Genomic DNA, 22,352 nt, shown 5'->3' on the forward strand with positions numbered 1-22,352 from the left:
CAGTTCACGGACCGTCGAACTTGAATATGCCGTTGAAGGCGTCGTAGCGCCAGTCGCTCCACGTCGACACCAGGCCGTTCGCGCCGATCGTCCGCACACGCCAGTCCACACGGCCGTACTTAACGGAGGAACGAAACAACTCCTGCCGATGACCGGTGTCTGCCTGAAACACCTTGAAGATTCGCCGCACAGCCGCCTTCGGGCCGGTGTCGGTGTTGTCGCTGTCGGCAAACGTCACCTGGACGATCTTGGTCACGGGAAACAGCGCATCGGTACGCTCGCTGAAGCGAAAGTTGAATTGATAGAACCCTTCGCAACCGGCCGGCAGGTTGCGCACGCGCGAGACGGCCATGCCGTAGAAGTGATGGGCAAGGTTCCCGTCCGGCCGTAGAAAGCCCTGGTGCAGCAGGATCGCGCGATCCGGCACCGGCGCTTCCGCGCACTTGGGATTGGACACGAGCGCGACACCACGCAGCGCGCGGCGCGCCTGCGCCATCGCTTCTTCATTCGGCGCCGGCCGCGACGTCGGGCGAACCGGGCACCCGTCCCGGCCCGTCTCGGTGAGGTCGCGCGTCGCCTTGCATTTGTCACGGTCGTCGGGAACCAGATCGCCATCCGCATCGCCGGCAAGAAACGCCGTTCGATACGTAGAATCGCGGCGCGCCAGCCGGAGTTTGGCGCTGCGGTCGCGCACCAGCGCGAGATAGTCCCCGGTAGGCAGCTTCCGCGCGAGGAACAACCGCGCCAGCCTGGCGCGATCGAGGTTCACCGCAGCGGCGATGGCCGCAAACCCGGCGTCTTTCACCCCCTTGCACGTCAGCAGCGCCGTGCCGTACGCGCGATCGATCTGCAGCGGCGTGAGGCCCTTGGCCTTGGCGTCCACGGCGGCCTGTTGTGCCGTGTCATCGCAGGTCGCCTGTGCGCGCGCTGGACCGACAGCGAGGACAATGAATGCGATCAGTGCCGCCTGCGGCAGTCGTGTCGCTACTGTGGCCATGGATTGATCTCCGAAGCCGATATCAGGAACGCAATGGTGGCGCCGATGCCGTCGAGTGCACCCGGGGTGCCGAGCGCCACCGCATCCGACCGATCGCGATAGAAGCCGATCGCCGTGTCTTTCGCGACCAGATAGGTGCTCGACATCAGCGGGTTGAACGGCCAGGTCCCGAGACTGACGTGCTGTTTCATTGAACGATCGAAGGTGCGCTGCGCGATCGCGGTCACGAGGTCGCGTACCGGAACGTCGGTTGAAGAGGCCGGGTGCGCGGTACGCCAATCCAGGATGAACTTCCTCCAGTGCACCGCCACGTCGAGCGCCTCTCGCGCGAACCGCGACTCGCCGGCTTCCCCCTGGTGGCGGAGCTTCGGCCACAGGTTGTCGTAGGCGTCTTCGTACGGCCGATGGCCCCAGCCGCTCGTCGCCGTCACGTGCATCGGGACGGTGGCGTCGCCGATGGCGTGGAGCGGCCAGCCGAGGAACTTGGCGCCGCGTGTGGTGTCTTTCTTGAACTCGCTCCACCCGTACTGCGCCAGGTTGTCGACCGGGCTGAACGGCACGTGCACCCACGTCGTGATCAGCCAGTCGCCATCGTCGCGCATGTCGGAATCGGGGTGCCCGTCGCCGGCGTTGGCGATCTGGTAGTGCTGCACCCCGTCGCTGTCGTCGGGATTGACCGAAAGACCTGCGGCGTCGGACACCGCCATCAGCAGGATCTCGAGCGGATCCGGCACACCGCCGAACGCCGCCTCGCTGAGCAGCCCCTGGTGATTGTCGAACTCGTTGCTCGCCTGCGGGAACAGGTTGATATGGTGCCAGACGCCCGTCCAGTCGGTGCCGGAGATGTCCCCGATGCCGGGGATCAGTGCGTCGATTTCGTCGAGCGGGTTGGCTCCGTCGGCCAGGTCACTCGCGCCGCCCGCGCAGCCGCTGCATCCGCCGAAGATGCAATCGATAAGACAGACGAACGGAATCAGCAGCACGGTCAGACCCTTGTTGATCAGGTCGTTGATTGCATCCTTCAGGAAGCCGAGACCGAGGGCGTTGGTTGGCCTGATCTCGAGATGCGTGTCGTCCACCGCGTCGTCAGGCCGGCCGGCCCAGAGGCCGAGCACTGTTCCGGAAAAATCGCGCGCCCCGGCCGGATTGATATCGTCGTAGATGCCGCCCGGCGTGTAGTTGTATGCCACGCCGCAATCGACGGTGTCGGTCAGGTAGGAGGAGGAGACGGCGTGCTGAACCTTGCCGAGCGTCGTCGTCGACCATCCTTTCGCGACCGTGTTGCTGCCGCCGTCCACCGCCTGAATGCATGTCTCTGGACGCGGGGGGAGGACGGTCGGCATTCGACGCAGCCGCGACACGGCAGCCGTCACCGTGCTCACGAACGCGGTCCACTCCGCTGGCGTCACGGCGGCGGGGCGGGTGAAGCGCGGATCTCCTTTCGCGATGGCCACCATGATCTGAAACGCGAAGTCCGTTATGTGGTCGTGATACGCGTAGTTGTGGGCGCGGAGTTGTGCGGGTGCCGCGAGAAGCATGACGAGCACGGGAACGAGCGCTCGCCGAAAGAACGGCGGCATCGGCCGCCTGTGCTGTCTGCCATCAGCTTTCATGCGATGCCTCCTTGTGGGGAAAGTCGAGGCGAGCTGCAGAGGAAGTGGCTTACCCTAGAGTCGAAGCCTCCACATGTCAACGGCAATCTGCGGTCGAGCTGTCCATCGCATCGCGGCTGACGCCCGTGTTCGGTTCGCCGACGCCCCATCGTTCTACAGAGGAGTGCGCGTACGCGTCCGCACGGACACGACCGCAAGCGGGCACCGCTGATCGGCGCCGTGTCGTCGTTCGCCAGAACCTCGCGACACCCCGTTTCGCTGCACCATCAAGACAGGGTCGAAAATCAGGTGGAGAGTCCGCGTAGCGTCGGGGTGCATTGGCTCACGGCGCTGGCCTGAGGTCGACCCTGTAACCAAGGCTCCGGAGTTCGCGCAGCATCTTGCTGACGCGACGGTGTGCCCGCGCCTTGTTGACCGTCGGGCCACGTTCCTCGTATGTCACGTTGTCTTGCAGGATCTTCCACCCCAGCCGACAGAGCCGATGCGCAATCGCGCCGATCGCCTGCGCGTGGCCGAGGCGCGTGACGAACCGCCGGTAGAGCAGCTCGAAGAGACTGCCCTTGGTCTTCACCGCGGCATGGGCGCTCTGATTGAGCACGCGACGCATTTGGCGGTTGCCGCTCGGGGAGCGGTGACTGTGGTTGACACGGCGCTCTCATCATGACCAGGACAGGCGCCCACCCAGGAGGCCAGATGCTTAGCGGTCGGAAATGTCGACGCGGTCGGGCCGACTTCCGCGATGATCTGCTGCGCTGAATCGACACCAAGACCAGGCACGGCCGCGAGTCGCTGCACGGCGTCCTGATGCACGCGCAACAGCGCCGCCAGCTCCTCGTCAAGTTGCCGCATGTGCGACCCGATCACGTCCAACTCGGCGAGCGTCATCGTGAGCAGCCGTCGGTACACGGGATGGAGATCCGTCGACGCGCCGAGGGCGTCGCAGAGCTGCTCTGGCGTGGCATGGAGTCGAGCGGTCCCCAATGCGGCAATCGCGGCGGGGTCGGTTTCGCCGGCGGCAATCGCGCGGAGCATCCGACACGCACTCACGCCGAGCAGATCGGACACCAACATCGACAGCTTGATGTGCGCTTCCTCAAGCAACGCCTCGAGGCGATTCTGCAACTGCACGCCATTCCGCGTCAGCTGATACTTGCGCCGCGTGACCGTTCGCCAGAGGCGCTGCGTCACGTCTGGCCTCACTCAGGGTCAGCTCGTGCGCCACCAGCCGCTTGACCAAGCGCTCCGCGTCAGGGAAATCGCGCTTCCGGCCCTGCCGGCCTTGATTGGACTGCGCCTGCGCGAGATGCAGCCCGCCGCTGGTCGGCCCAGCGTCCGCGCGCGCTCTCCGGGTCGGCTGCCAGGTGCGTTCCAAGGCGCCCCACACCGGACGCCAATACTGGGCGGTCGATTCCATCACGACTTCCTCGACCTCACGCTCGACCAACCAGTCCGTCAGGAGACGCAGCTGGCTGGGAGTCGCGCCGAATTGTCGGCGTTCAAAGTCCCAGTCGCCCTCGACCTCCACGTCGGCAACCGCGACCGCCAGCATCGCCTTGTGCACGTCGATTCCCGCGATTCGATAGGGCATACGCAGCTCCTGGCGCGAGCGGAGAGCGTGCCTCGATTATCTGACTCAGGGTCACAGGCTGTCACACGACGACGCCCAGTTATTCGCTCTAGCACGCACGCTCCGGATCATCCAATATGACGGCGTCACTGCCTCCACTGTCTAGATCGACCTCACCGCTCGCGACAGCCCCATTCTCGCAACCACGGGCGCGATTTTCATCCGATTTCACGAGCGGAAACCGCACGGCGGGACGCGCGGCTTCCGCTCTGCCTTCCAATATGGAATGACCGGCTCGCTATCGTAACGTTGTCGTGCTGGAAGGCACGCAACACGGTGGACAGCGCGGCTCTCCAGCGTCGGGTGATGACGGACCGGTCTTGCGCGGTCCTGGCGGAATTGATCGTGCCGGCAACGCCCGGACTCGGGTCCGAGGACCTGATCATCGCAGTCCAAAATCTGTGCACGGTGCTGTCCGTCATGCGGGGCACGAAAGTCCAGTGGGTCTATCGACAGGACTGGGCCGGCGGCATCGTTCGAACAAGCCATTTCGCTGGCATCACAAAAGCCTACTCTCCATTGCAAGCGACGAGAGCTCCCCTGAGACCGGTAGACATCCGCCTGACCAGCCATCAGGTGCGCGCCGGGCCGGCTCTGAGCATTTCGCGGGGATTCGGCCCGGCCGCGTGCAAGGTTCTTGCAAGGCCGGCGGGGCTTCGCGGCCGCCTGCGTTTTCAAGCGGCCGCTTGACGCACTGTTACTGGCCCTGGAAGCCTGGGCCGCCATGTCCAACGCACAGTGCTAGATCCCTTTGCCCCATCCTGTCAAGACGCTCATGCCGACGCGGAAGGAGAATGGTGTTCTCGTGCACGACGGCTTATAGTGCGCGGCGAAGCAGTACCTGGTCTGGACGGCGGTCCGTGATCAAGCCCAGGCCCGGGACTTTGGTTAGCTCGATAATCCAGGGCCCAGGAGCAGCGGCTAGCGCCACCGCCGGTGCCGGCAGTGATTCACTCTGAGCGGCCGGAGCGGAGGTGTGGGGTCTACTCATTTTCCTAGCAGAATCCGCGCGGGTTGCCTGACTAATCGTAGACCCACCTGCATATTTCGGCCGCAGTTTCGAAGCCTGCAGCTTAAGCCCACACGGCACTCGCATCGAAAGCTCGATCGTCTTGGAACTGTTCTGTTCCGAAAGCGCCGCGGCTGTCGAAACGTACGACGGACGGAGGCGCTCGGCGGCCCGGAGCACACCGTCAGTTTCTCCGGTTGACTCGAGCGTTTGCACAGAGAGTGAGTCAGGAGCCACGGGAGTGATGGAGCCACTGACTCATTATTACGTCGGTGGCGTTGTGATCTGGTACGTGTTCGAACGTGCCTCGCTGCTGACGCTTACCACCGCGTAGATCTCGTCTGCGTTCTCGATCGTGTCCACCTGACCCGCTACGAGGATCTGTTTAGAGCCCGGATCTTCGTTCAAGACAGCTTTGTCAACTTCTCGGGACGGCTCCGAAACGCTTAGTTCTCCAGCCTGCGCTGTTATAAGTTTGTACTTCCTGATTTGCGGCAAGGTCCCAAAACTGAACGTGTAGAGTGCCTTCGGTCCCTGGAAATTGGCTACGAGCGGTTCATTATCTTCGGCTATGGTTTCACCGTAGAGATCAATCGCGACTTTGAACTTCTTGCCAGCCTCGCTTGGGCTGAACACAAGCTTGTAGCTGATGTCCACCTTCAGCTTATTACCAGCGACAGGCGTGACCGGAGCGAGTACGACATCCTTGACTTCTGCCATGGTTAATTCTCGGACGCTACACTAGCGTTATCCGGAACGCTGCTGTAGTACTGCGCGCGGCGCTTCAGCGCGAGACGACGCTATTTGTTCACAGCCAGCTCCGTGAGAACGGCCATCCGGTTGACTGTGGACGGCGAACTACACGTTTTCGCAATGAACGGCTTGCGCGCCACTATGGCATCCCGAACGTTACGGGACCGGAGTTTCGCCGGGTCAACTGGCCCGCCCAGGACCGCGCTGGCTTGTTCGCGTAGGGCAGCGTGCTCACGCTGACGCCTCGTCCCTACGTCGCCTATCCACTCGATGTGCCGACGACCTCGCCGGCGTCCTCCAAAACGGCGAACGCGCGAACGAGGTAGTACGAAGTCGCATCGTACACTGACGGCCCGTCAGCGACGACATTGACGTTTCGCCGGTGCCGCATCGGCAGCGAGTCACCCACGAACTTTTTGCTTTCCACCGCGCTCTTTCCGTTATAGTGGGCAGCGATTAGTTCGCCACGAGGAGGTTGCATGCCTGCTCGCTCGAAGGTCGGCAGTCGCAAGCGAACCGCGCCGCGCCGCGCAGTGAAGGCGGCGTCCGGCCCCCACGCCGCCAGCGCCTCTCGCAAGACCCGCGGCACGTCGAAGAAGAAGACTGCCAAGCCGAGTCCCGCCGCGGGGAGGAAGACTGGCAAGCCGAGTCCCGCCGCGGGACCCCGGGCCCGCGCTGGACGAGAAGCTCCGTGGCGCCAGGAGTTCCAGCGTTTCCGGCGGGAGTGGCGCCGGACCCACCCGCCGCGCCCCGGTAAGCGTCACGAGATGGCGCGCACGTTTCTCAAGGTCACAAGAACGGCCGACACGGCCAGCGCTTTTTCTGGCCTGGGCCTAAAGCACGTCCCCGTCATCGTGCAGAATCTTGGCAACGTCGCGGCCTACACGTGCGTCGTCCGGATGCTGGAGGCACGGCCGCGTTCACCGATTCACGAGAAGATCCCACTCGGTGAATTCACGCTGGGGGGGCAGCTCGTCTTCACGCTGCAGCCGGGGGAGCGCACGACGGTGCGCGTCCCGTTCATGCGAACGCGCGCCAACGGCACGTTCATCGCCATCGTCAGCGATCCGCTGCTCGACCCCAACGAGCTCACCGTCGCCGACTTCAATCATCGACGGCTCCTTCTCGCCAACCTGACCTGAGGCACTGCGCCATGCCCAAATACGGCATACATCACATCGTGCTTCGCCGTGCGATCGACGACAAGCTGATGTCCGGCAGCAGCGCCGCGGTCAATGCCGCCGCCGTTCTGTCGGACCAGCCGGACGCCGCGATGCTGGGGGCGGTTGGTCCCGACCTGTTCTTCTTCGCGCCGGACTATCCGGCCATGCAGCCGATCATCGCGCTGTACACGAATTACAAGAAGGTCCTCGACTTGTGGGAGGACATCATCGCGCCCATCAAGCAAATCAACGAGCAGTTCATCGAGCCGGTGGAGGATGCGGTGAAGGACGCGGTCGCGGACGATGCGATTGCGTTGATCGAGATGCTGTTGAAGGAGCTGAAAGAGACGGCCGGCTTGTTCACCAGCGCAGTCCAGACGGGCTTGATGGCCGGCGTAGTGGGAGGCCTCAACAGCGTGTTCGATCCCGCCGGCGTGCCGCTGATTCAGAACTTCTTCAAGTTGATGTTCACGCCGCCGCTGCAGGATGGTCAACCGGACGACAAGTGGTACTGGTTTGATCTCCTGCACTACCGGCGTACCGGCCGGTTCGCAAGGCATCTTGTGGAAAACGCCACGACGGCGCGGCAAAAGGCCTATGCGTTCGGGTACTTGTCGCACATCGCCGCGGACGTCACCGGGCATCCTTACGTGAACCAGATTGTCGGGGCGCCGTACCGCTTGAACATGCAGCGGCACGTGACGGCCGAGAATTTCATGGACACGTGGGCTTTCGATCACTACTTCAACGAGTCGATCAGCACGACGCTCCTCCAACGCCTCGCCCTCACCGACTCGACCTGCTCGGACGACATCGCCTCGCTCCTGGTCACCGCCTTCCAGCAGGGCTACACCACGGGCTACCCGTGGGCGGGCGGCCAGCAGAAAACCTTGTTGACCGCGGATGAGATCAAGGAGACCTACACCACCTTCCACGGCATTCTCGGCATCCTGGCCGGCATGGGGGTCGAGCGGCCGGAGGAGCCGTTCCCGGGCGCGCTGGCCATCCTCGAAGATGCGTGGAAGGACGTCATCCAGTCGCCCCCCTCGCCCCCCTCGACCGACGACATCAACTGCTCGTGGGAGGACATGCTCGGCCTGACCTCGAAGTCGGCCGCCTGTTACAAGTCGCTGTTCGAGTCGCTCGCCGAGTGGCTCGCCTACCTGGGTGCGCTGGCCGTCTGGCTGATCGAGCGCGTCCATGAGCTCATCGACTTCCTGATCACGGCGCTCCTCATCCTTCCGGTGATGGTGCTCCTGGCCCTGCTCTACGGGATACAGCTGCTGCTGTTCGAACTGTATCGGGTGGCGCACTGGACTCTGTCGATGCAGGGGTTCCTGTTCCCGCTGCGGGACGATCTGTCGAACTCCGTCTCGACCCGTCTGATTGAGGCGAGCGCCGGCTGCGTGGGGTCGCTGGCCCCGAACCAGGTGTTCACGAGCCAGGTCACCCGCTACCCGCGCCGCACGCAGCTCGGCGACTCACATCTGATCTGCCCGTTCCGCGGCAACGAGGCCGACGGCCGCATCTGGAATTTCGTGACGACGAATGCGCCCATGGACCCGCGGCAGTTCATCGAATCGCTGCCGTTCAGCAAGCAGAATCTGAAGAAGTACGCCGACGCGGGGACGCCGGGCGAGGCGAACAACGCGGCGAGAGAAGGACGGGTGATCGGCAACGCGATCGACCTGACGGCGTTCATGATCACGACGGCCAACGACGCCAACGCGACCGCCATCGCGCGGAGAACGTGTTTCGCGAACTGGAATCTCGACAGCGATCGCGGATACGGCTACAAGACGTGGACGGGCCAGGTGGACCCCACGGCCGTCACCAACGAAGCGCTGCACGAAGCGCCATAGCTCCTCGATGCTGGCGGCGCCCGTTTGCCCGTGCGGCGGCGGCGCCCGCCGACTCCCAGACGATCGCCGCCATCCAACGCCCGACGGAGCCCTGCGATGGCCATGCGATTTCCGGAAAACTACCTCACCACGCTGCACACGCGCGCGCCCGCCCGGGTTATCGCCGCCGAACTGGTGGCGCTGACCGACATCGTCGGCGCACCGACCGCCGACACTGCCGCGCAGCGCAAGCTCCTCGCCATCGAGAGCCATCTCGGCGCCGCGCAGAAGCATTTCCTGAAGCGCCGGTTCGCTGCCGCGATCGACGACTATAAGACGGCGCACGCCCTGATCTACTGTCTGCTGAACAAGCGACTCCCTCCGGCGGTGGGGAAGTTCCCCGGGATTCGGTTGCCGCTCGAGCGCAGGCTTTTCAAGCCCTTGCTCGACGCCGCAGGGGAGATCCTGGAAGCGTTGCCACCGCCGCCGGTCGATCCGGATTTCGGTCCGGTCTTTGGCACACGTGTCGACACCGTGGCCAGCGCGACAGTCCCCTACGAATCGCTGGGCCTGCGGCGCGTCGACGAGTTGCCCGAGCCGGCGGTTCGGTTTACGCACCTTGCCGCCGCGTATCGCACTGGGGAGCTTGTCGAGCCCAACGATCCCGTGACCATGCTGGCCGCGGGCGCGGCCCTCGTGCTGCTTGGCGCCGGTGCTTCGTTCTTCCCGGCCCGGCATGCTGCGCATACCGACCCCATGACCTCACTACGGCAGGAATAGAACCTGGCGGTACAGAACCTGGCGTCGTGTGCGTCGCCCGACAACAGCAAACCAAAGTCGCCGATGGTCCAGTCCGAGGAGCCATCCTGCGGCCATCTTGGCAACGCGTCTTCATGGTCTTCAGGCTTCTGATCAGGGCCGCCCTTCTCATCAGTGACGTCATCAACGTTCCCTGGTGGCCGCATTTTTGCGCCGAAGGCCGCCGATGCCGTGCGATCCACCGCCACGCTTGCAAGCCGTGCCAAGCGCGCCCGGTACCTATCATCTACGTCAATGACAACCGCGGCCGCGCTGGCGCTCGCACATCGATTAGCTGATCGCTGGCAATCGAACACAGGGGCTCAGGTGTGCGCATTCTCGAGATCCTCCGCGCAACGCCGTCGCTTTTGTCGTTCTCAAATCGACCCTCTCTAGCTTCTATCAGACAACCCTCCAAGCGATGCTCCAACGGCGAAGGCAAGACGCTGGTGATCTGGGGCCCGGTGACCGCAATTGCGTGCTCTTAACCGCATCCGACGGCCACATGCGCAACTACACGATCGTCATTCCGTCAGATTGCACTGCTTGCGGGCGCACGTCGCCAAGGCCCCGCAGGCCGCGGAAGTCGAACGCGAGGACGCGAAGTGGGCATCACGTCGCGTTCGCAGTCGCCCGCGGTCGTGCGGGTCGAAGGCGGTGAGGTGCAAGGGGTGGTCGCTGACGGTGTCGAGTCGTTCAAGGGTCTCCCCTTTGCGGTGCCGCCGGTGGGCGAGTTGCGGTGGCGGCCGCCGCAGCCCGCGGCCGCGTGGACTGGTGTGCGGCAGGCGGCGGAGTTCGGGGCCGACTGCATGCAGGGACGGTTCGGTCCACCGCCGGCGCCCGGCGCGCCGCCGGCCCGGATGCCGTCGGAAGACTGCCTGTTCCTGAACGTGTGGCGCCCCGCGGGCGCGGCCACCAGCAAGTTGCCCGTGATGATGTGGATCTACGGGGGCGGCTTCATGGGCGGCTCCGGAGCGTCGGCGTTCACGTCGGGTATGCAGTTCGCCAAGCAGGGCGTCGTCCTCGTCAGCCTCAACTACCGCGTTGGGCGCTTTGGCTTCTTCGCATTCCCGGCGCTGAGCAGCGAGCGGCCCGACGAGCCCAAGAGCAACTACGCGTACATGGATCAGATCGCGGCGCTGCAGTGGGTCAAGCGCAACATCGCAGCCTTCGGTGGCGACCCCGCCAATGTGACCATCTTCGGATTCTCCGCGGGCGGCGTCTCCGTGCACAGTCTCGTGGCGTCGCCGATGGCCCGGGGCTTGTTCCACAAGGCGATCGCCCAGTCTGGCGGGTCACGGGACAGCGTGCTGACGGCGCGGCCCTTGCGCGCCGACGGCGTCGATTCGAATTATCCGGTGTCGGCCGAGACGCTTGGCACCACCTTCGCGCGGTCCATGGGCATCGAGGGCACGGACGGCGCCGCGTTGGCCCGTCTGCGCGCCCTCACGTCCGAGCAGGTCTTGCGGGGTGCGCCCGCGCCGGCGGGCACGAATCCACCGCAGGTCGAGACGACGCCGATTCTTGACGGCAAGCTGATCACCGAGACGGCTGAAACCGCGTACAAGGCTCGTCGGCAGCCGCGCATCCCACTCTTGCTCGGAAGTAACAGTGCGGATACGGCCGGCAACCGGATACGGGCCACGACCAAGGACGAGTTCCTGGCGCGATTTAGGCAGTGGAGTGCGCAAGCCAAAGCGGCGTACGACCCCGACGGAACGGAAGACCTGCCGGCGATGATCGCGAGGGCCAACGACGACTTTGGCCAGGCTGAGCCGGCCCGCTTTGCCGCGAATGCGTTCGCCGCCAACGGCTCGCCGGTTTATCTCTACCGGTTCTCTTACGTCCAAGCGGGCATGCGGGAACGCTTGCGGGCCGGGGCTCCGCACGGAGGCGAGATCGGTTACGTGTTCGGGACCCTGTCGCCCGGGCCAGGCGCGGCGTTGACGCCGGAGGATCAGGCCCTCTCGCACATGGCCCAAAGCTACTGGGTCAACTTCGCGAAGACCGGCGACCCGAACGGTGCTGGCCTGCCGGTATGGCCCCGTCACGATCCCAAGAAGGATGTGATTTTCGACTTCCGCCCAGATGGCTCCGCGGGTGCAGGTCCCGATCCGCGGAAGGCGCGGCTCGACGTCACGCAGTTAGCTACTGAATCCGGCAAGCGCTCTGACCCCTAAGCCGCGGGTGGCGCAGCGTACCGCCGAGGAGGAATCGAGAATGAGTCGAGGGCACGAAGAAGAGGGGCATGCGGCGCCGCCGCTTCCTCGGGGCAGCAGGAAGCGTCGCAGCGCTGTCACTCACCGGCGGCCTGAACTCGCACGCTGAAGCGCAGACCACCGCCGGAGCGAGCAACGCACCGCACGTGTCTGGACGGCGAAAGCTTGGACGCCTGGAGGTGTCCAGCGTGGGCCTGGGCGTGCAGAACGTCGCCCGCAAGTATGAAACGACGGTGCCGCACCGGCCCGAGATGATCAACATCATCCGGGCGGCGTTCGACCGTGGAGTGACATTCTTCGACACGGCAGAAGCGTACGGCCCGCACGGAGCCGAGCGAATTCTGCGCGAGGCCATCGCGCCGTTCCGAGACAAGGTCGTGATCACCTCGAAGTTCGGCTGGAACATCAACCAGGAGACGGGGGAGCGCCGCCCTGGGCTCAACAGTCGGCCCGACCACATCAAGGTGGTCGTCGATGGCATGCTCAAGCGGCTCCGGACTGACCGTATCGATCTCCTCTATCAGCACCGCGTCGACCCGGCGGTCCCGATCAAAGATGTCGCGGGCGCCGTCAAGGAGATGATGTCCTCTGGCAAGGTGCTGCATTGGGGGCCGAGCCGGTGCTGCACCGGCTGACCGGAGGCCGAGATGTCCAAGCATACGATGCACCCGTTCACCTGCCGACGACGACTGGTAGCGCGTCGGCGCAGTTGCCCCTCCAGCGTCCGGTTCACCCTGCTGGCCCCACCTTCGCGCCTCACACCCGAAGAAGCTGCAGTTCTGCTTCGGCTGCCTCGGCGCGTTGTTCAGTCCGACTTCGAATGGCGCGTGCCTGGCGCCTCGGAGTTCGGGAACCCTCATCCAGCGATCCTGATCAGCGCCTCACGCTGATGGACGACCGGCAGGACTGAGATCTTTCCCCAGGCGGACGTCCGCAATCCCCGCGGCGTCCGCCGCCCGAAGGAGGCATCATGTCTTTCACGTATTCCACGGATTCCGCCACCGTGCAGGTTGAGCAGGGGCCCAGCCAACTGCTGAACGTCTTCGACGTGGCCGCGCTTGTTGGTTGCCACGAAGAATCGGTACGACGGGCGTACAACTGCGGGCAGTTGCGGCGGCGGCGCTTCGGCGTTCGCGGCTGCCGGTTCGACCAAGGCGATGTCGTGGACTGGATTCAGCGCGGTGCGCCCACGAGGCCGCCGCGCGCCCGTGCTCTCCAGGCGATGGATGGGCCTTCGCCGGAGCCGTAGAGCGAAAGGGGACGATATGGCTGTTCGCAGGACCTGTAGTGCCAAGGGGTGCCGCGCGAGCCCGCGCTGCGAGCACCCGTGGTGGTTCGACGTGATGGTCCGTCGCAAGCGATGGCGGATGCCGGTGGACGACTTCGCGCTTGTGCGAGACGCGAAGGAGCCGGTGACGTCCAAACAGGTGGCCGAGCGCGTGTGGGAGCCGCTGTTCATCGCGGAGATCACCGCTGGCCGAGACCCTAGAGTCCGCCCCGAGGGGCCAAAGGCTGCGCCTGAGGTCCTGTCGGTTGCGGAACTGCTCGACCGCTACATGGCCGACTACGTGCTCGCGGAAGGCCTTCGCGACCCGGTCACCATCGGCGGGCGCCTGAAGGCGGTGAAGGCGGTGATCGGCCGCCTGCCAGCGACGGCGCTCGAGAAGCCACCGGCAATCCAGCGGTTCAAGGCCTCGTACCGTCAGGGACGGGCCGTCGCCACCTTGAACCGCGCCTTAGCGACGCTGCGTGGCGCGATCAACTGGGCACGCTTCCAGGACCCGCCGCTCCTGGCGAACTCTCCGTTTCACCGGTTTGGGGTGGTGATCCGCGTCAAGGACGAAGTGAAGCGGGATCGACGCCTCACGGCTGACGAGGAGCAGCGTCTGTTGAAGGCGGCATTGGAGTTCACGTCCGGCGCGAACAGCTGGGTGGGGGCATCGATGCACGATCGCGTCATCGGTGCACTCGAGACCTGTTGCCGGAAAGGAGAGATGCTTCGGATTCAGAACCGCCACGTGGATTGGGAACGGCATCAGCTCGTCATCCCTGGTGCGAACGCCAAGGACGGCGACAACCGCCGCGTGCCCTTCGACCCCCATGGTCGACTGGCGCCGATCCTCAGACGCAGGGCCGCACTGGGCCCGACCGCCTACGTGTTCGGCGGGCCCGAAGGTGAGTACCACGACTCGTTCAAGACCGCATGGGAATCGCTTCTGCTGCGCGCCTACGAGCGCGAGGCGACGCGGACCAAGCAGGGCGGCCGCGTCAACCGCGAACCACTCCGCGAAATCGACCTGCACTTTCACGACCTGCGACACGAAGGCGCGTGCCGGCTGCTGGCCGAAGGGGTGGACATCCGAACCATCCAGTTGATGCTGGGGCACTCGGACATCAAGCAGACGCAGCGGTACCTCAACATCACCGATGAGGAACTGCGGCGGGCGATGACCGGCGTCTGGGAACGGCGCCGCAAGCTCCGTGTGGTGGGGGAGTCTCGCGCGTGAACGCGCCCAAGGCAACCCGAAGCCACCTCGGATTGTCAGTCAATTGTCAGTCAGGGACTTTGTCGCGTAGAGAAGGACCTGCAGAACAGCCTCGAATGCACTTGCATTGAGGCCCGCAACAGCCTCGCTCCCAACAACTTACGGCCGACAGCAGCGTTGGTACGCCCGGCAGGGCTCGAACCTGCGACCCCCGGCTTAGAAGGCCGGTGCTCTATCCAGCTGAGCTACGGGCGCACTCGCTGACGATTATCACGCATCCACCGCCTGCCTCGTTTGTCGCGGCATGTCGGTGAGCCCGGGGTGGTGTGTCTTGGCGCCGCGATGTTTAGTGTTCACTGAACACCGAACGGCCTGCGCGGGGGCACACACATGGTGCGGCACGGCGCCTGACCCGGACCAAACCGCCAGTTACTCGTGCGTTGCCGCCAGGAACGACACGCAGTGGGCGCGAAGTTCGGGGAAGAACTCGGCGAAGTCTTCGGCAACGGCGTCGTAGTCACGCGCGAGTTCCTCGGCGGCGGTGCCGATGCCGACCGCCACGCGCGATCGCCGCGCCATGCCACGCAGGGCGCGGTCGATGTGCGTGATCTGCGCATAGCCGGCCAGCCAGTTGCCGCGCGTCATGGCGTGGACCAGCGGGTGCACGCCCACGGGCAGTCGGTCGAGATGCTCCCGCAAGGTGCGATATACATCGGCGGCGAACTCCGCCAACGTGCCCTCCCCATGCGTCGCCCACTCGCGCGCCAGCACGTGGTCGTAGTAGATGTCGACGATGACGCCCGACAGCCGGCCATAACGTCCGGCGATGCGCTGCTTGCTGCGCCGGACGACCGGGTGCGCGTCCGAGAACGAGTCGATGGCACGGTGCAGCCGGATGCCGGTCCGCATGCGCTCGGTGACGCCTGGGTGGTCGTAATGCGCCACGCGCCCCTTGACGACGTCGCCCAGCAGGTTGCCGAGGCGCAATTCGTCGTCAGTGCCAGACAGCAGGAAGTGTGCGAGGAAGTTCACGGCAGGCGCCAGCACGCACGGCTCTGCACGAGCGACCCGAGCGCACGGTGAGCCGGCCTGGTGCGGAGACGTCCACGCCCATCGAGCCGCCCGCGCGACGGTGTCGGCGGCGATGGCGGCGTCGCCCCGCCGATCAGGAGAGACTCGCGGTGCTCGGCGAGAACGAGGGCGGGTCGCTGGCTGGGAACGACTCGTCGGAGGCCTCGTCCACGCGCGCATCGCGCGCTTCGCCCACGTCCTGTCCGTCCGGTTTCAGCCAGCCACGCACGCGCTCGACGTCGTCGTGTCCCATCATCGCCCGTGTCAGCAGGATCCCCACGCCGAGGCCGATCAGGCTCATGCCGATCCAGGTCAGCGTCTGCCGCTCGCCACCGAGGTCCAAGCCGGGCCGATCGCCGAGCCAGGCGCCACTGTGCGGCGCGTCCTCAGCCAGGCCCTCGGCAAACGCATCCACCGGGTAGTTCCGGTCCGGGCGCTTCCCTTTCCACAATTTCGGTTCGAACATGCGCGGCCTCCTCGCCGGATGATGAATGTCGTCCTTCTGGAAATCGTCTCATACAAGGAGACGCATGAAGCCCGGCGGCAGTTTGGCAATGACGCGCCGAACCGCCGCGCTGGCGACGCGGCACCGTACAATCCCGACGTGAATCGCCGACATTTCATTCTCGGGACCGGAGTGTCGACGCTTGCCGCCAGCGTGCCGTGGGCGCGACGTGTCCACGCGACGCAGGCGGCGCGGGCGGCGCGCCAGGCGGAGGTGATCATCCGCGACGCCCAGGTGCATGACGGGTCGCTGCAACCAGCCCGGCGCGCGGACATCGCCGTGGGGCAGGGGCGCATTCTCGCCGTGGGCGAGCTGTCCGGATGGTCAGCGGCCCGGACGATCGATGCCGCCGGACGCGTGATCGCGCCGGGCTTCATCGACACGCACTCGCATGCCGGCGAGAGTCTCACGCGTCCCGGCCTCCATTTCGCGGATGCCCTGCTCGCGCAAGGCGTCACCACCATCGTCGTCAATCCGGACGGCGGCGGCCCGGTGGACCTCGAGGCGCAGCGCGCACGCATGGGCACGCTCGGCATCGGCGTGAACGTCGCGCCGCTCGTCGGTCATGGCGCGATTCGCGGCAGCGTGATGGGCGGCGAGTCGCGCGCACCGTCGGCCAACGAGCGTGAGCAGATGCGCGAGGCGGTACGCGTGGCGATGCGCGGCGGAGCATTCGGTCTCTCCAGCGGGCTGTTCTACACCCCCGGCGCGTATGCCCAGACCGACGAAGTGACGGACCTGATGCGCGTGGCGGCAGAGACCCTCTCCCGCGGCGCCGTGCACACGAGTCACATCCGTGACGAAGGCACGTACTCGATCGGCGTCCTGGCCGCCGTCGACGAAATCATTGCCATCGCCGAAGGATCGGCGACGACCGGGATCGTCACGCACATGAAGGCACTCGGACCGGATGCCTGGGGCCGCACCCACGAATGCGCGGCGCACATCGAATCGGCCCGCGCCCGCGGCGTGGCGGTCTGGGCCGATCAGTATCCGTACGAGGCATCGGGGACGAGCCTGTTTGCGGCGCTCATCCCGCGCGAGGCGCAAGCCGGCGGACGGAAGGCGTTGGCCGAACGGCTCGTCGATGCCCGGCAGCGCTCCGCCCTGTTGCCAGTCGTGGCCGAGAACATCCGGCGCCGAGGCGGTGCCGCGTCGCTGATGGTGGCCTTTCACCCGCCGGATCGCAGCGTCGAGGGCCAGTCGCTCGAGCAGATCGCGAAAACGCGCGGCGTCGCCGCGGAGCAAGCGGCGCTCTCGCTCGTGGCCCTGCACGACACACCGACCGTGTCGTTCAACATGTCCATGGACGACATCGATTACCTGATGCGCCGGCCCTGGATGATGACGTGCAGCGACGGGGCGACCTACCTGGCTGGCGAGGGCAAGCCGCATCCTCGCGGCCATGGCGCCTTCACCCGCAAGCTGACGACATTCGTGCGCGAGCGAAAGATCGTGTCGTTGGGGCAGGCCCTGCACTCCATGACTGGTCTCTCCGCCCAGGTCTTCTCGCTCACCGGCCGCGGTGTCCTCGCGGAAGGCGCGCACGCCGATCTGGTCGTCTTCGATCCCGCGGCACTGCGCGACGAGGCCACGTACCAGGAACCCCATCGTCACGCGTCGGGCATGCACTGCGTGCTGGTCAATGGCGCCTTCGCGATCGACGAAGGCCGCCCAACGCACGCGCTGGCCGGTCTCGCATTGCGCCGGGAGGCGCCACGGCCCTGACCGTCGACCTCCCTGATTCGCTGCAGGCGGCGATTGATCGGGAACTCGCGCGGCTGCCGACGGGCGCGCTCGGCGCCGCCGTGTCGGCGCTCTCCGAGGCATATGCGCACGGACGGCCGTCCGCGATCGCCGACCCGACGTCGCACGCCGCCTATCTCGCCGTGCGGATGCCGGCGACCTACGCCGCGGTGCTCGCCGTGCTCGCGCAGGTGTCAGCGGACGTGCTCGATGGCGTCCGAAGCCTGCTGGATCTCGGCGCGGGTCCCGGCACCGCGACATGGGCCGCCCTTGCTGCCTGTCCCTCGCTCGTCGCGGCAGCGCAGGTCGATCGCAGTCGCGCCTTGCTCGACGTCGGTGCACGCCTCGGCGCGGCACTGCTCCAGGATCGCCGCGTCGATTTCACGCAACGCGTCGCGGACGTCGCCAGCGTCCGCGCGTGGCCGGCAGCGGATCTGGTCCTCAGCGCTTACGCGCTCTCCGAGCTGCCGATTGGTGTACGGGCGTCGCTCGTGTCAGCGGCGTGGCGGGCCACGTCTCACGCCCTCGTGCTGGTGGAGCCGGGCACACCGGCGGGGTTTCAGCACATCCTCGACGCCCGCACTGCGCTTGCCGCCGAAGGTGCACGGTTCATCGCCCCGTGCCCACATGAGGGACCGTGCCCGATGCGCACCGGCGCGCGGACCGACGACTGGTGCCATTTCTCGGTGCGCGTGCCACGGACGCGCCGGCACCGGCAACTGAAGGGCGGGAGCCTTGGCTACGAGGACGAGAAGTTCGCGTACGTGGTGGCGACGAGACTGCCGGCTCCTGGCGTCCGGCCGGCGCGGGTGCTCCGGCATCCCCGCGTCGAGAAGGGGCGTATCCAGCTGGTCTTGTGCACGCCGGACGGCGCCGAGCGAATCGTGGTGACGAGGAAAGACGCGGCGTGGCCTGCTGCGCGCAAGTCGAGCTGGGGCGATACGTGGCGCACCGCCCCCGGTGAGGATCCGCCCTAGCGCTGGCTCGAGGGCGGGACGAGCTTCTTCATGCGCATGTACGTGACCATGTTCCCGTAATGCTCCATGTTGTGCGCGTTGTTGAACGCGAACACGCCGAGGCGCGGCGTCTGGCCCGAGAAGAACTTCACCTCCTCCATCGCCGATGTGGCCGTCAGCTTCGAGATCGCGGAATCGCAGTAGGCGATGGCACCCGCCAGGGCTTTCTCGAGCTCGGCCTTGGCCGTCACCGTCTTCTCGAAGTCGGCAGTCGCGGGACTCTTCTCGCCAAGCGCCATCGAACAAATCATGTAGTTCGCGTTCGCGACATGCCCGACCAGTTCGCCGAAGCTGCGGACCTCGGGTGTCGGCTTGAACGCGTAATCGGCTTCCGACACCAACGCCGCCGACTTCACGAGGTTGCCGGCAAACAACGCCTGCTGGGCCTTGAGTGCCGCGACCATCGGGTTGTCCTGGGCCGCTGCCAGCCCTGCCGTCAACAGCACCGTCGTCATCGCCATCGCCGCACGCATCATGTGTCCCTCCACCTGAACCGTCCGAACTGGACGAGATCGGCGGCATTGTACTGCCGGGTGGGGCGGCATGGCAGCCGGCAGCGGGTTTCGGTTAGAGTCCTTGATGACGACGACCACCGTTGTCGCTCTCGCGAAAGGACGCATGCATGACCCGTGGAATCAGGGCCGTTCTTCTCGGCGCCGCTGTCGCGGCCGGCGTGTCGTCTTCCCGCGTGGCATGTGCGGAAGAGCGACAGGTGCCGGCCGCGTCGGTCCAGACCGAGCGGCGGCCCGACGTGATCTTCGTGCCCACCCGCGAGCTGGTCATCGAGGCGATGCTGAAGGCCGCAAAGGTCGGGCCCAACGACGTGGTCTACGACCTCGGGTGTGGTGACGGCCGGATCGTCGTCGCGGCGGCCAAGCTCGGCGCTCGCGCCGTCGGCATTGACATCGACCCGCAGCGGATCAAGGAAGCCAACGAGAACGCCGCCAGGAACGGCGTCACCGCCAAGGTGGATTTCCGGCAGGCGGACCTGTTCGAGTCCGACATCCGCGAGGCCACCGTGGTGACCCTCTACCTGCTGCCGAGCTTGAACGTGAAACTCCGCCCGCGGCTGATGGAGCAGCTCAGGCCAGGTACGCGCATCGTGTCGCACGATTTCGACATGGGCGACTGGGCCCCGGAACAGACCATCGCGGTCGACGGCAAGACCGTCTACGTCTGGACGATTCCGCAGAAGTGATGCGGGGCGTTCGTCAGGGCCGTGGGAATTCCCTCGCGGCCATGAGCCGATCGTCCTGGAGCCTGGCCAGCGTCTCGACGAGCAGCCTCGGCTCGACCGGCTTGGCCAGGTGGGCGACGAACCCGGCCTGCAGCGCGCGCTGACGATCATCGGCGCGCGCCAGTCCACTCAGCGCGATCGCCTTCACGTCGGCGTCCCGGCTGACCGCCGCGAGCAGGCCGAAGCCGTCCATCCCGGGCATGCTCAGGTCGGTCACGAGCACGTCGGCCGGCCGCTGCAGCCACGCCGCGAGTGCCTCCTGCGCCGACAGCGCCGTGCGCACCTCGGCACCTTCCCGAGTCAGCACGAACGCAATCAGGTCGACGGTGTCCCGGTGGTCGTCGACGACCATGACATCGAGTGCCACGAGGCGCCGGTCTGCAGGAGCGGACACGACAGGCGACTCGTCATCGACCAGGTCGGTCCGTGTCAGGCCCACGCCCTCCTCGCGCCGGACGCCCGCGAGCGGCAACCGCACCGAGAAGCACGAGCCCATGCCGGGCCCACCGCTCTCCGCCGCAATCGATCCGCCCAGATGGTCGACGATGTACTTGGTGATCGAGAGGCCGAGGCCGAGGCCCTCGTGCGGCCGGGTCGAACTCGTGTCGGCCTGCCGGAAACGCTCGAAGATCGTCGGCAGCAGCATCGGGGCGATGCCGTCGCCCGTGTCCGTGACCTCCAGGCGGGCCATCCCGTCGCGTTCGCCGCACGTCACACGGATGCGGCCGCCGGGCGCCGTGAACTTCACCGCGTTGGCAAACAGGTTGGACACGACCTGCCGCACGCGTTCCCGGTCGGCCACCACGAACAGATCGTCTTGCACGTGCAGTTCGAGGTCGAGGCCCTTGACGTCGGCCTGCGGGCGGAGTTCGTCGACCGTCTCGCGCACCACGCTGGCAAGCGGCAGTGTCACGAGGTGGAAGACCAGCTTGCCGGTGACGATCCGTGACACGTCCAGCATGTCGTTGATCAGCTGCGTCTGCTGCCGCAGGTTGCGTTCGATGGTGTCGAGCGCGCGTCCCGACGTCTCCGACTCCAGCGGAGTCGTGCGCAGGACCTGCACCCAGCCGAGCACCGACTGCATGGGGGACCGCAGTTCGTGCGATAGCACGGCGAGGAACTCGTCCTTCGCCCGGCTCGATCGCTCCGCGGACTCGCGCGACGCCTCCGCGACTTCGAGCAGCGTCTGGCGTTCCGCGATGCCGTCCTGCAGGTGCTCGTTGAGCGCGCGGATGTGTTCCTCGGTGGCGCGATCGGCGGTCACGTCCTGCACCACGCCCTGCACCAATGTCAGCACGCCGACCGCGTCGAAGAGCATGCGGCCCCGATCCTCGATCCACACCGGTCCGTGGCGGCCGAACAGGTAAGCCTCCGCCAGCCGGTACTGGGATCGATATTGGCCATCGGCAGTGCGCGCCGCGCGCCGCACGATCGCCAGGTAGGCCTCGCGGTCGTCGGGATGGATGATTTCCGTGCCGGTGTGGCGGTCGTGAGGCAGGCGATCGGCGGGGACGCCGAGCACGTCGCTCGCCGAGGCGCTGTAGGTGACCCGATCCAGCCGCGGGTCATACTCCCACGCGGCCATACCGGCCGCCTCGAGGGCGCGATGCAGGCGTTCCTGGTGGCGGAGGATGGAGTCCTGCAGGCGCCGCTGCTCGGTGATGTCACGGAAGACCACCGAGATGCCTTCGGCGGTCGGTGCGATGTGCAACTGCGCCCAGCGCGTGTCCTTGATGATCGACGGCAGTTCCACTCGAATGGCCTCGCGCCCCTCCATGACCTGCCGGTAGTACGACTCGAGCGGCGTGCCGATCGCCTGCGGAAAGACCTCCCAGCACACGCGCCCGATGAGCTCCCGCTCGCTCATCCCGAAGTAGACCTGGGCCCCCTCGTTGACGTAGGTAAAGCGCCAGCCGAAATCGACGGCGACGAAGGCGTCCGTGATGCTGTCGAGCACGGTCTGCTCGCGATGCTCGGCGCGGTCGGTGCGTAACCGCGCAGTCCGCGTGAGGTGCGTCAGCCAGGCGATCAGGCCTCCGACGATGAGGAAGACGGTGACTGCCACGGAACGGAGCGGGCCAAAGGGCGAACCCGGGCCGGGGTCGCGTGTTGCGAGCACCCAGCAACTCACGGCCGTGGCCGCACCGGCAAGCACCGCAGGGCCATATCGGCCGATTCGAGAGTCGGACCGCCAGGTGGACACGGGATGGAAACCAGGCGGGGAGAAGTCCGCTCATCCGTGAGTTGACCCGAACGGCCCAGCTCAGGTCA

Annotated in this window: 22 protein-coding genes, 1 tRNA gene and 1 pseudogene; 12 read left to right on the forward strand and 12 right to left on the reverse strand. The window is 66.2% G+C overall.

Going from position 1 to position 22,352, the window contains the following annotated elements:
* Positions 1-4: 4 nt before the first annotated feature.
* From LuPra_RS08730 to LuPra_RS08760, 6 genes are all read right to left on the reverse strand, one after another.
* Complete coding sequence (locus LuPra_RS08730) at positions 5-997, reverse strand: hypothetical protein (RefSeq protein ID WP_110170386.1); 993 nt, start codon at positions 995-997, stop codon at positions 5-7.
* Positions 985-2,544, reverse strand: coding sequence for a hypothetical protein (locus tag LuPra_RS08735; protein ID WP_157898909.1), 1,560 nt, complete (start codon positions 2,542-2,544; stop codon positions 985-987). Before LuPra_RS08735 ends, LuPra_RS08730 begins: the two co-directional genes overlap by 13 nt.
* A gap of 388 nt (positions 2,545-2,932) precedes the next feature.
* Entirely contained in the window at positions 2,933-3,208 is a 276-nt protein-coding gene (locus LuPra_RS08740) for a hypothetical protein (RefSeq protein WP_157898910.1), read from the reverse strand.
* Positions 3,178-3,798, reverse strand: coding sequence for a transposase (locus tag LuPra_RS08745; RefSeq protein ID WP_162271336.1), 621 nt, complete (start codon positions 3,796-3,798; stop codon positions 3,178-3,180). The genes LuPra_RS08740 and LuPra_RS08745 overlap by 31 nt, the downstream gene beginning before the upstream one ends.
* Positions 3,704-4,171 carry a hypothetical protein gene (locus LuPra_RS08750; RefSeq protein ID WP_157898911.1) on the reverse strand — a complete coding sequence of 156 codons (468 nt, stop codon included), beginning with the start codon at positions 4,169-4,171 and terminating at the stop codon, positions 3,704-3,706. The genes LuPra_RS08745 and LuPra_RS08750 overlap by 95 nt, the downstream gene beginning before the upstream one ends.
* Before the next feature lie 1,339 nt (positions 4,172-5,510).
* Positions 5,511-5,966: a hypothetical protein gene (locus LuPra_RS08760; protein WP_110170392.1), complete on the reverse strand. Its 456-nt coding sequence runs from the start codon at positions 5,964-5,966 to the stop codon at positions 5,511-5,513.
* Positions 5,967-6,016: 50 nt separating this feature from the next.
* Between LuPra_RS08760 and LuPra_RS34350 the strand changes: the two genes are divergently transcribed.
* A complete protein-coding gene (locus tag LuPra_RS34350) occupies positions 6,017-6,220 on the forward strand; it encodes a DUF1592 domain-containing protein (RefSeq protein WP_418001410.1) in 204 nt (67 codons plus the stop codon).
* Positions 6,221-6,258: 38 nt separating this feature from the next.
* Here LuPra_RS34350 and LuPra_RS33095 read toward each other — a convergent pair whose 3' ends face one another.
* A complete protein-coding gene (locus LuPra_RS33095; protein ID WP_110170393.1) occupies positions 6,259-6,609 on the reverse strand; it encodes a hypothetical protein in 351 nt (116 codons plus the stop codon).
* 157 nt (positions 6,610-6,766) lie between these two features.
* On the opposite strand from LuPra_RS33095, the gene LuPra_RS33100 reads away from it, so the two are divergent.
* From LuPra_RS33100 to LuPra_RS08810, 8 genes and pseudogenes are all read left to right on the forward strand, one after another.
* Positions 6,767-7,141 (forward strand): hypothetical protein, encoded by a 375-nt coding sequence (locus LuPra_RS33100; RefSeq protein WP_110170394.1) that lies wholly within the window; start codon positions 6,767-6,769, stop codon positions 7,139-7,141.
* Between the two features lie 38 nt (positions 7,142-7,179).
* The gene (locus tag LuPra_RS08780; RefSeq protein WP_157898913.1) at positions 7,180-9,024 is read left to right on the forward strand and encodes a zinc dependent phospholipase C family protein; all 1,845 of its coding nucleotides are present in this window, start codon (positions 7,180-7,182) and stop codon (positions 9,022-9,024) included.
* A 96-nt stretch (positions 9,025-9,120) separates the two neighbouring features.
* On the forward strand, positions 9,121-9,783 hold the full coding sequence (locus LuPra_RS08785; RefSeq protein ID WP_110170396.1) for a hypothetical protein: 663 nt from the start codon (positions 9,121-9,123) through the stop codon (positions 9,781-9,783).
* A 439-nt stretch (positions 9,784-10,222) separates the two neighbouring features.
* Entirely contained in the window at positions 10,223-10,462 is a 240-nt protein-coding gene (locus LuPra_RS34355; protein WP_418001400.1) for a hypothetical protein, read from the forward strand.
* Positions 10,407-11,981, forward strand: coding sequence for a carboxylesterase/lipase family protein (locus LuPra_RS08795; RefSeq protein ID WP_234800797.1), 1,575 nt, complete (start codon positions 10,407-10,409; stop codon positions 11,979-11,981). The genes LuPra_RS34355 and LuPra_RS08795 overlap by 56 nt, the downstream gene beginning before the upstream one ends.
* Before the next feature lie 68 nt (positions 11,982-12,049).
* Positions 12,050-12,637: pseudogene (locus LuPra_RS08800) on the forward strand (aldo/keto reductase); the annotation flags it as partial.
* 353 nt (positions 12,638-12,990) lie between these two features.
* Positions 12,991-13,269: a helix-turn-helix transcriptional regulator gene (locus LuPra_RS31720; protein WP_157898914.1), complete on the forward strand. Its 279-nt coding sequence runs from the start codon at positions 12,991-12,993 to the stop codon at positions 13,267-13,269.
* A gap of 16 nt (positions 13,270-13,285) precedes the next feature.
* Positions 13,286-14,527 (forward strand): tyrosine-type recombinase/integrase, encoded by a 1,242-nt coding sequence (locus tag LuPra_RS08810; protein WP_157898915.1) that lies wholly within the window; start codon positions 13,286-13,288, stop codon positions 14,525-14,527.
* A 157-nt stretch (positions 14,528-14,684) separates the two neighbouring features.
* Here LuPra_RS08810 and LuPra_RS08815 read toward each other — a convergent pair.
* The 3 genes from LuPra_RS08815 to LuPra_RS31725 all read right to left on the reverse strand — a co-directional run bounded on the left by LuPra_RS08815 (position 14,685) and on the right by LuPra_RS31725 (position 16,043).
* A tRNA-Arg gene (locus LuPra_RS08815) sits at positions 14,685-14,761 on the reverse strand.
* Positions 14,762-14,935: 174 nt separating this feature from the next.
* On the reverse strand, positions 14,936-15,553 hold the full coding sequence (locus tag LuPra_RS08820) for an acyl carrier protein phosphodiesterase (RefSeq protein WP_157898916.1): 618 nt from the start codon (positions 15,551-15,553) through the stop codon (positions 14,936-14,938).
* Between the two features lie 118 nt (positions 15,554-15,671).
* A complete protein-coding gene (locus tag LuPra_RS31725; protein WP_157898917.1) occupies positions 15,672-16,043 on the reverse strand; it encodes a hypothetical protein in 372 nt (123 codons plus the stop codon).
* Between the two features lie 138 nt (positions 16,044-16,181).
* Here LuPra_RS31725 and LuPra_RS08825 point away from each other — a divergent pair, with 138 nt between their 5' ends.
* Both LuPra_RS08825 and LuPra_RS08830 read left to right on the forward strand, forming a co-directional pair.
* Positions 16,182-17,810 (forward strand): N-acyl-D-amino-acid deacylase family protein, encoded by a 1,629-nt coding sequence (locus tag LuPra_RS08825; RefSeq protein WP_157898918.1) that lies wholly within the window; start codon positions 16,182-16,184, stop codon positions 17,808-17,810.
* Positions 17,811-17,890: 80 nt separating this feature from the next.
* Entirely contained in the window at positions 17,891-18,805 is a 915-nt protein-coding gene (locus LuPra_RS08830; RefSeq protein WP_110170403.1) for a small ribosomal subunit Rsm22 family protein, read from the forward strand.
* Here LuPra_RS08830 and LuPra_RS08835 read toward each other — a convergent pair.
* Positions 18,802-19,320, reverse strand: a complete 519-nt coding sequence (locus LuPra_RS08835) for a DinB family protein (RefSeq protein WP_110170404.1) — start codon at positions 19,318-19,320, stop codon at positions 18,802-18,804. The genes LuPra_RS08830 and LuPra_RS08835 overlap by 4 nt on opposite strands.
* A gap of 146 nt (positions 19,321-19,466) precedes the next feature.
* Between LuPra_RS08835 and LuPra_RS08840 the strand changes: the two genes are divergently transcribed.
* Entirely contained in the window at positions 19,467-20,042 is a 576-nt protein-coding gene (locus LuPra_RS08840; protein ID WP_110170405.1) for a 50S ribosomal protein L11 methyltransferase, read from the forward strand.
* A 13-nt stretch (positions 20,043-20,055) separates the two neighbouring features.
* Here LuPra_RS08840 and LuPra_RS08845 read toward each other — a convergent pair whose 3' ends face one another.
* Positions 20,056-22,146, reverse strand: coding sequence for a PAS domain-containing hybrid sensor histidine kinase/response regulator (locus tag LuPra_RS08845; RefSeq protein WP_162271337.1), 2,091 nt, complete (start codon positions 22,144-22,146; stop codon positions 20,056-20,058).
* Positions 22,147-22,352: the final 206 nt, after the last annotated feature.

Source organism: Luteitalea pratensis, from assembly GCF_001618865.1.
GTDB lineage: Bacteria > Acidobacteriota > Vicinamibacteria > Vicinamibacterales > Vicinamibacteraceae > Luteitalea > Luteitalea pratensis.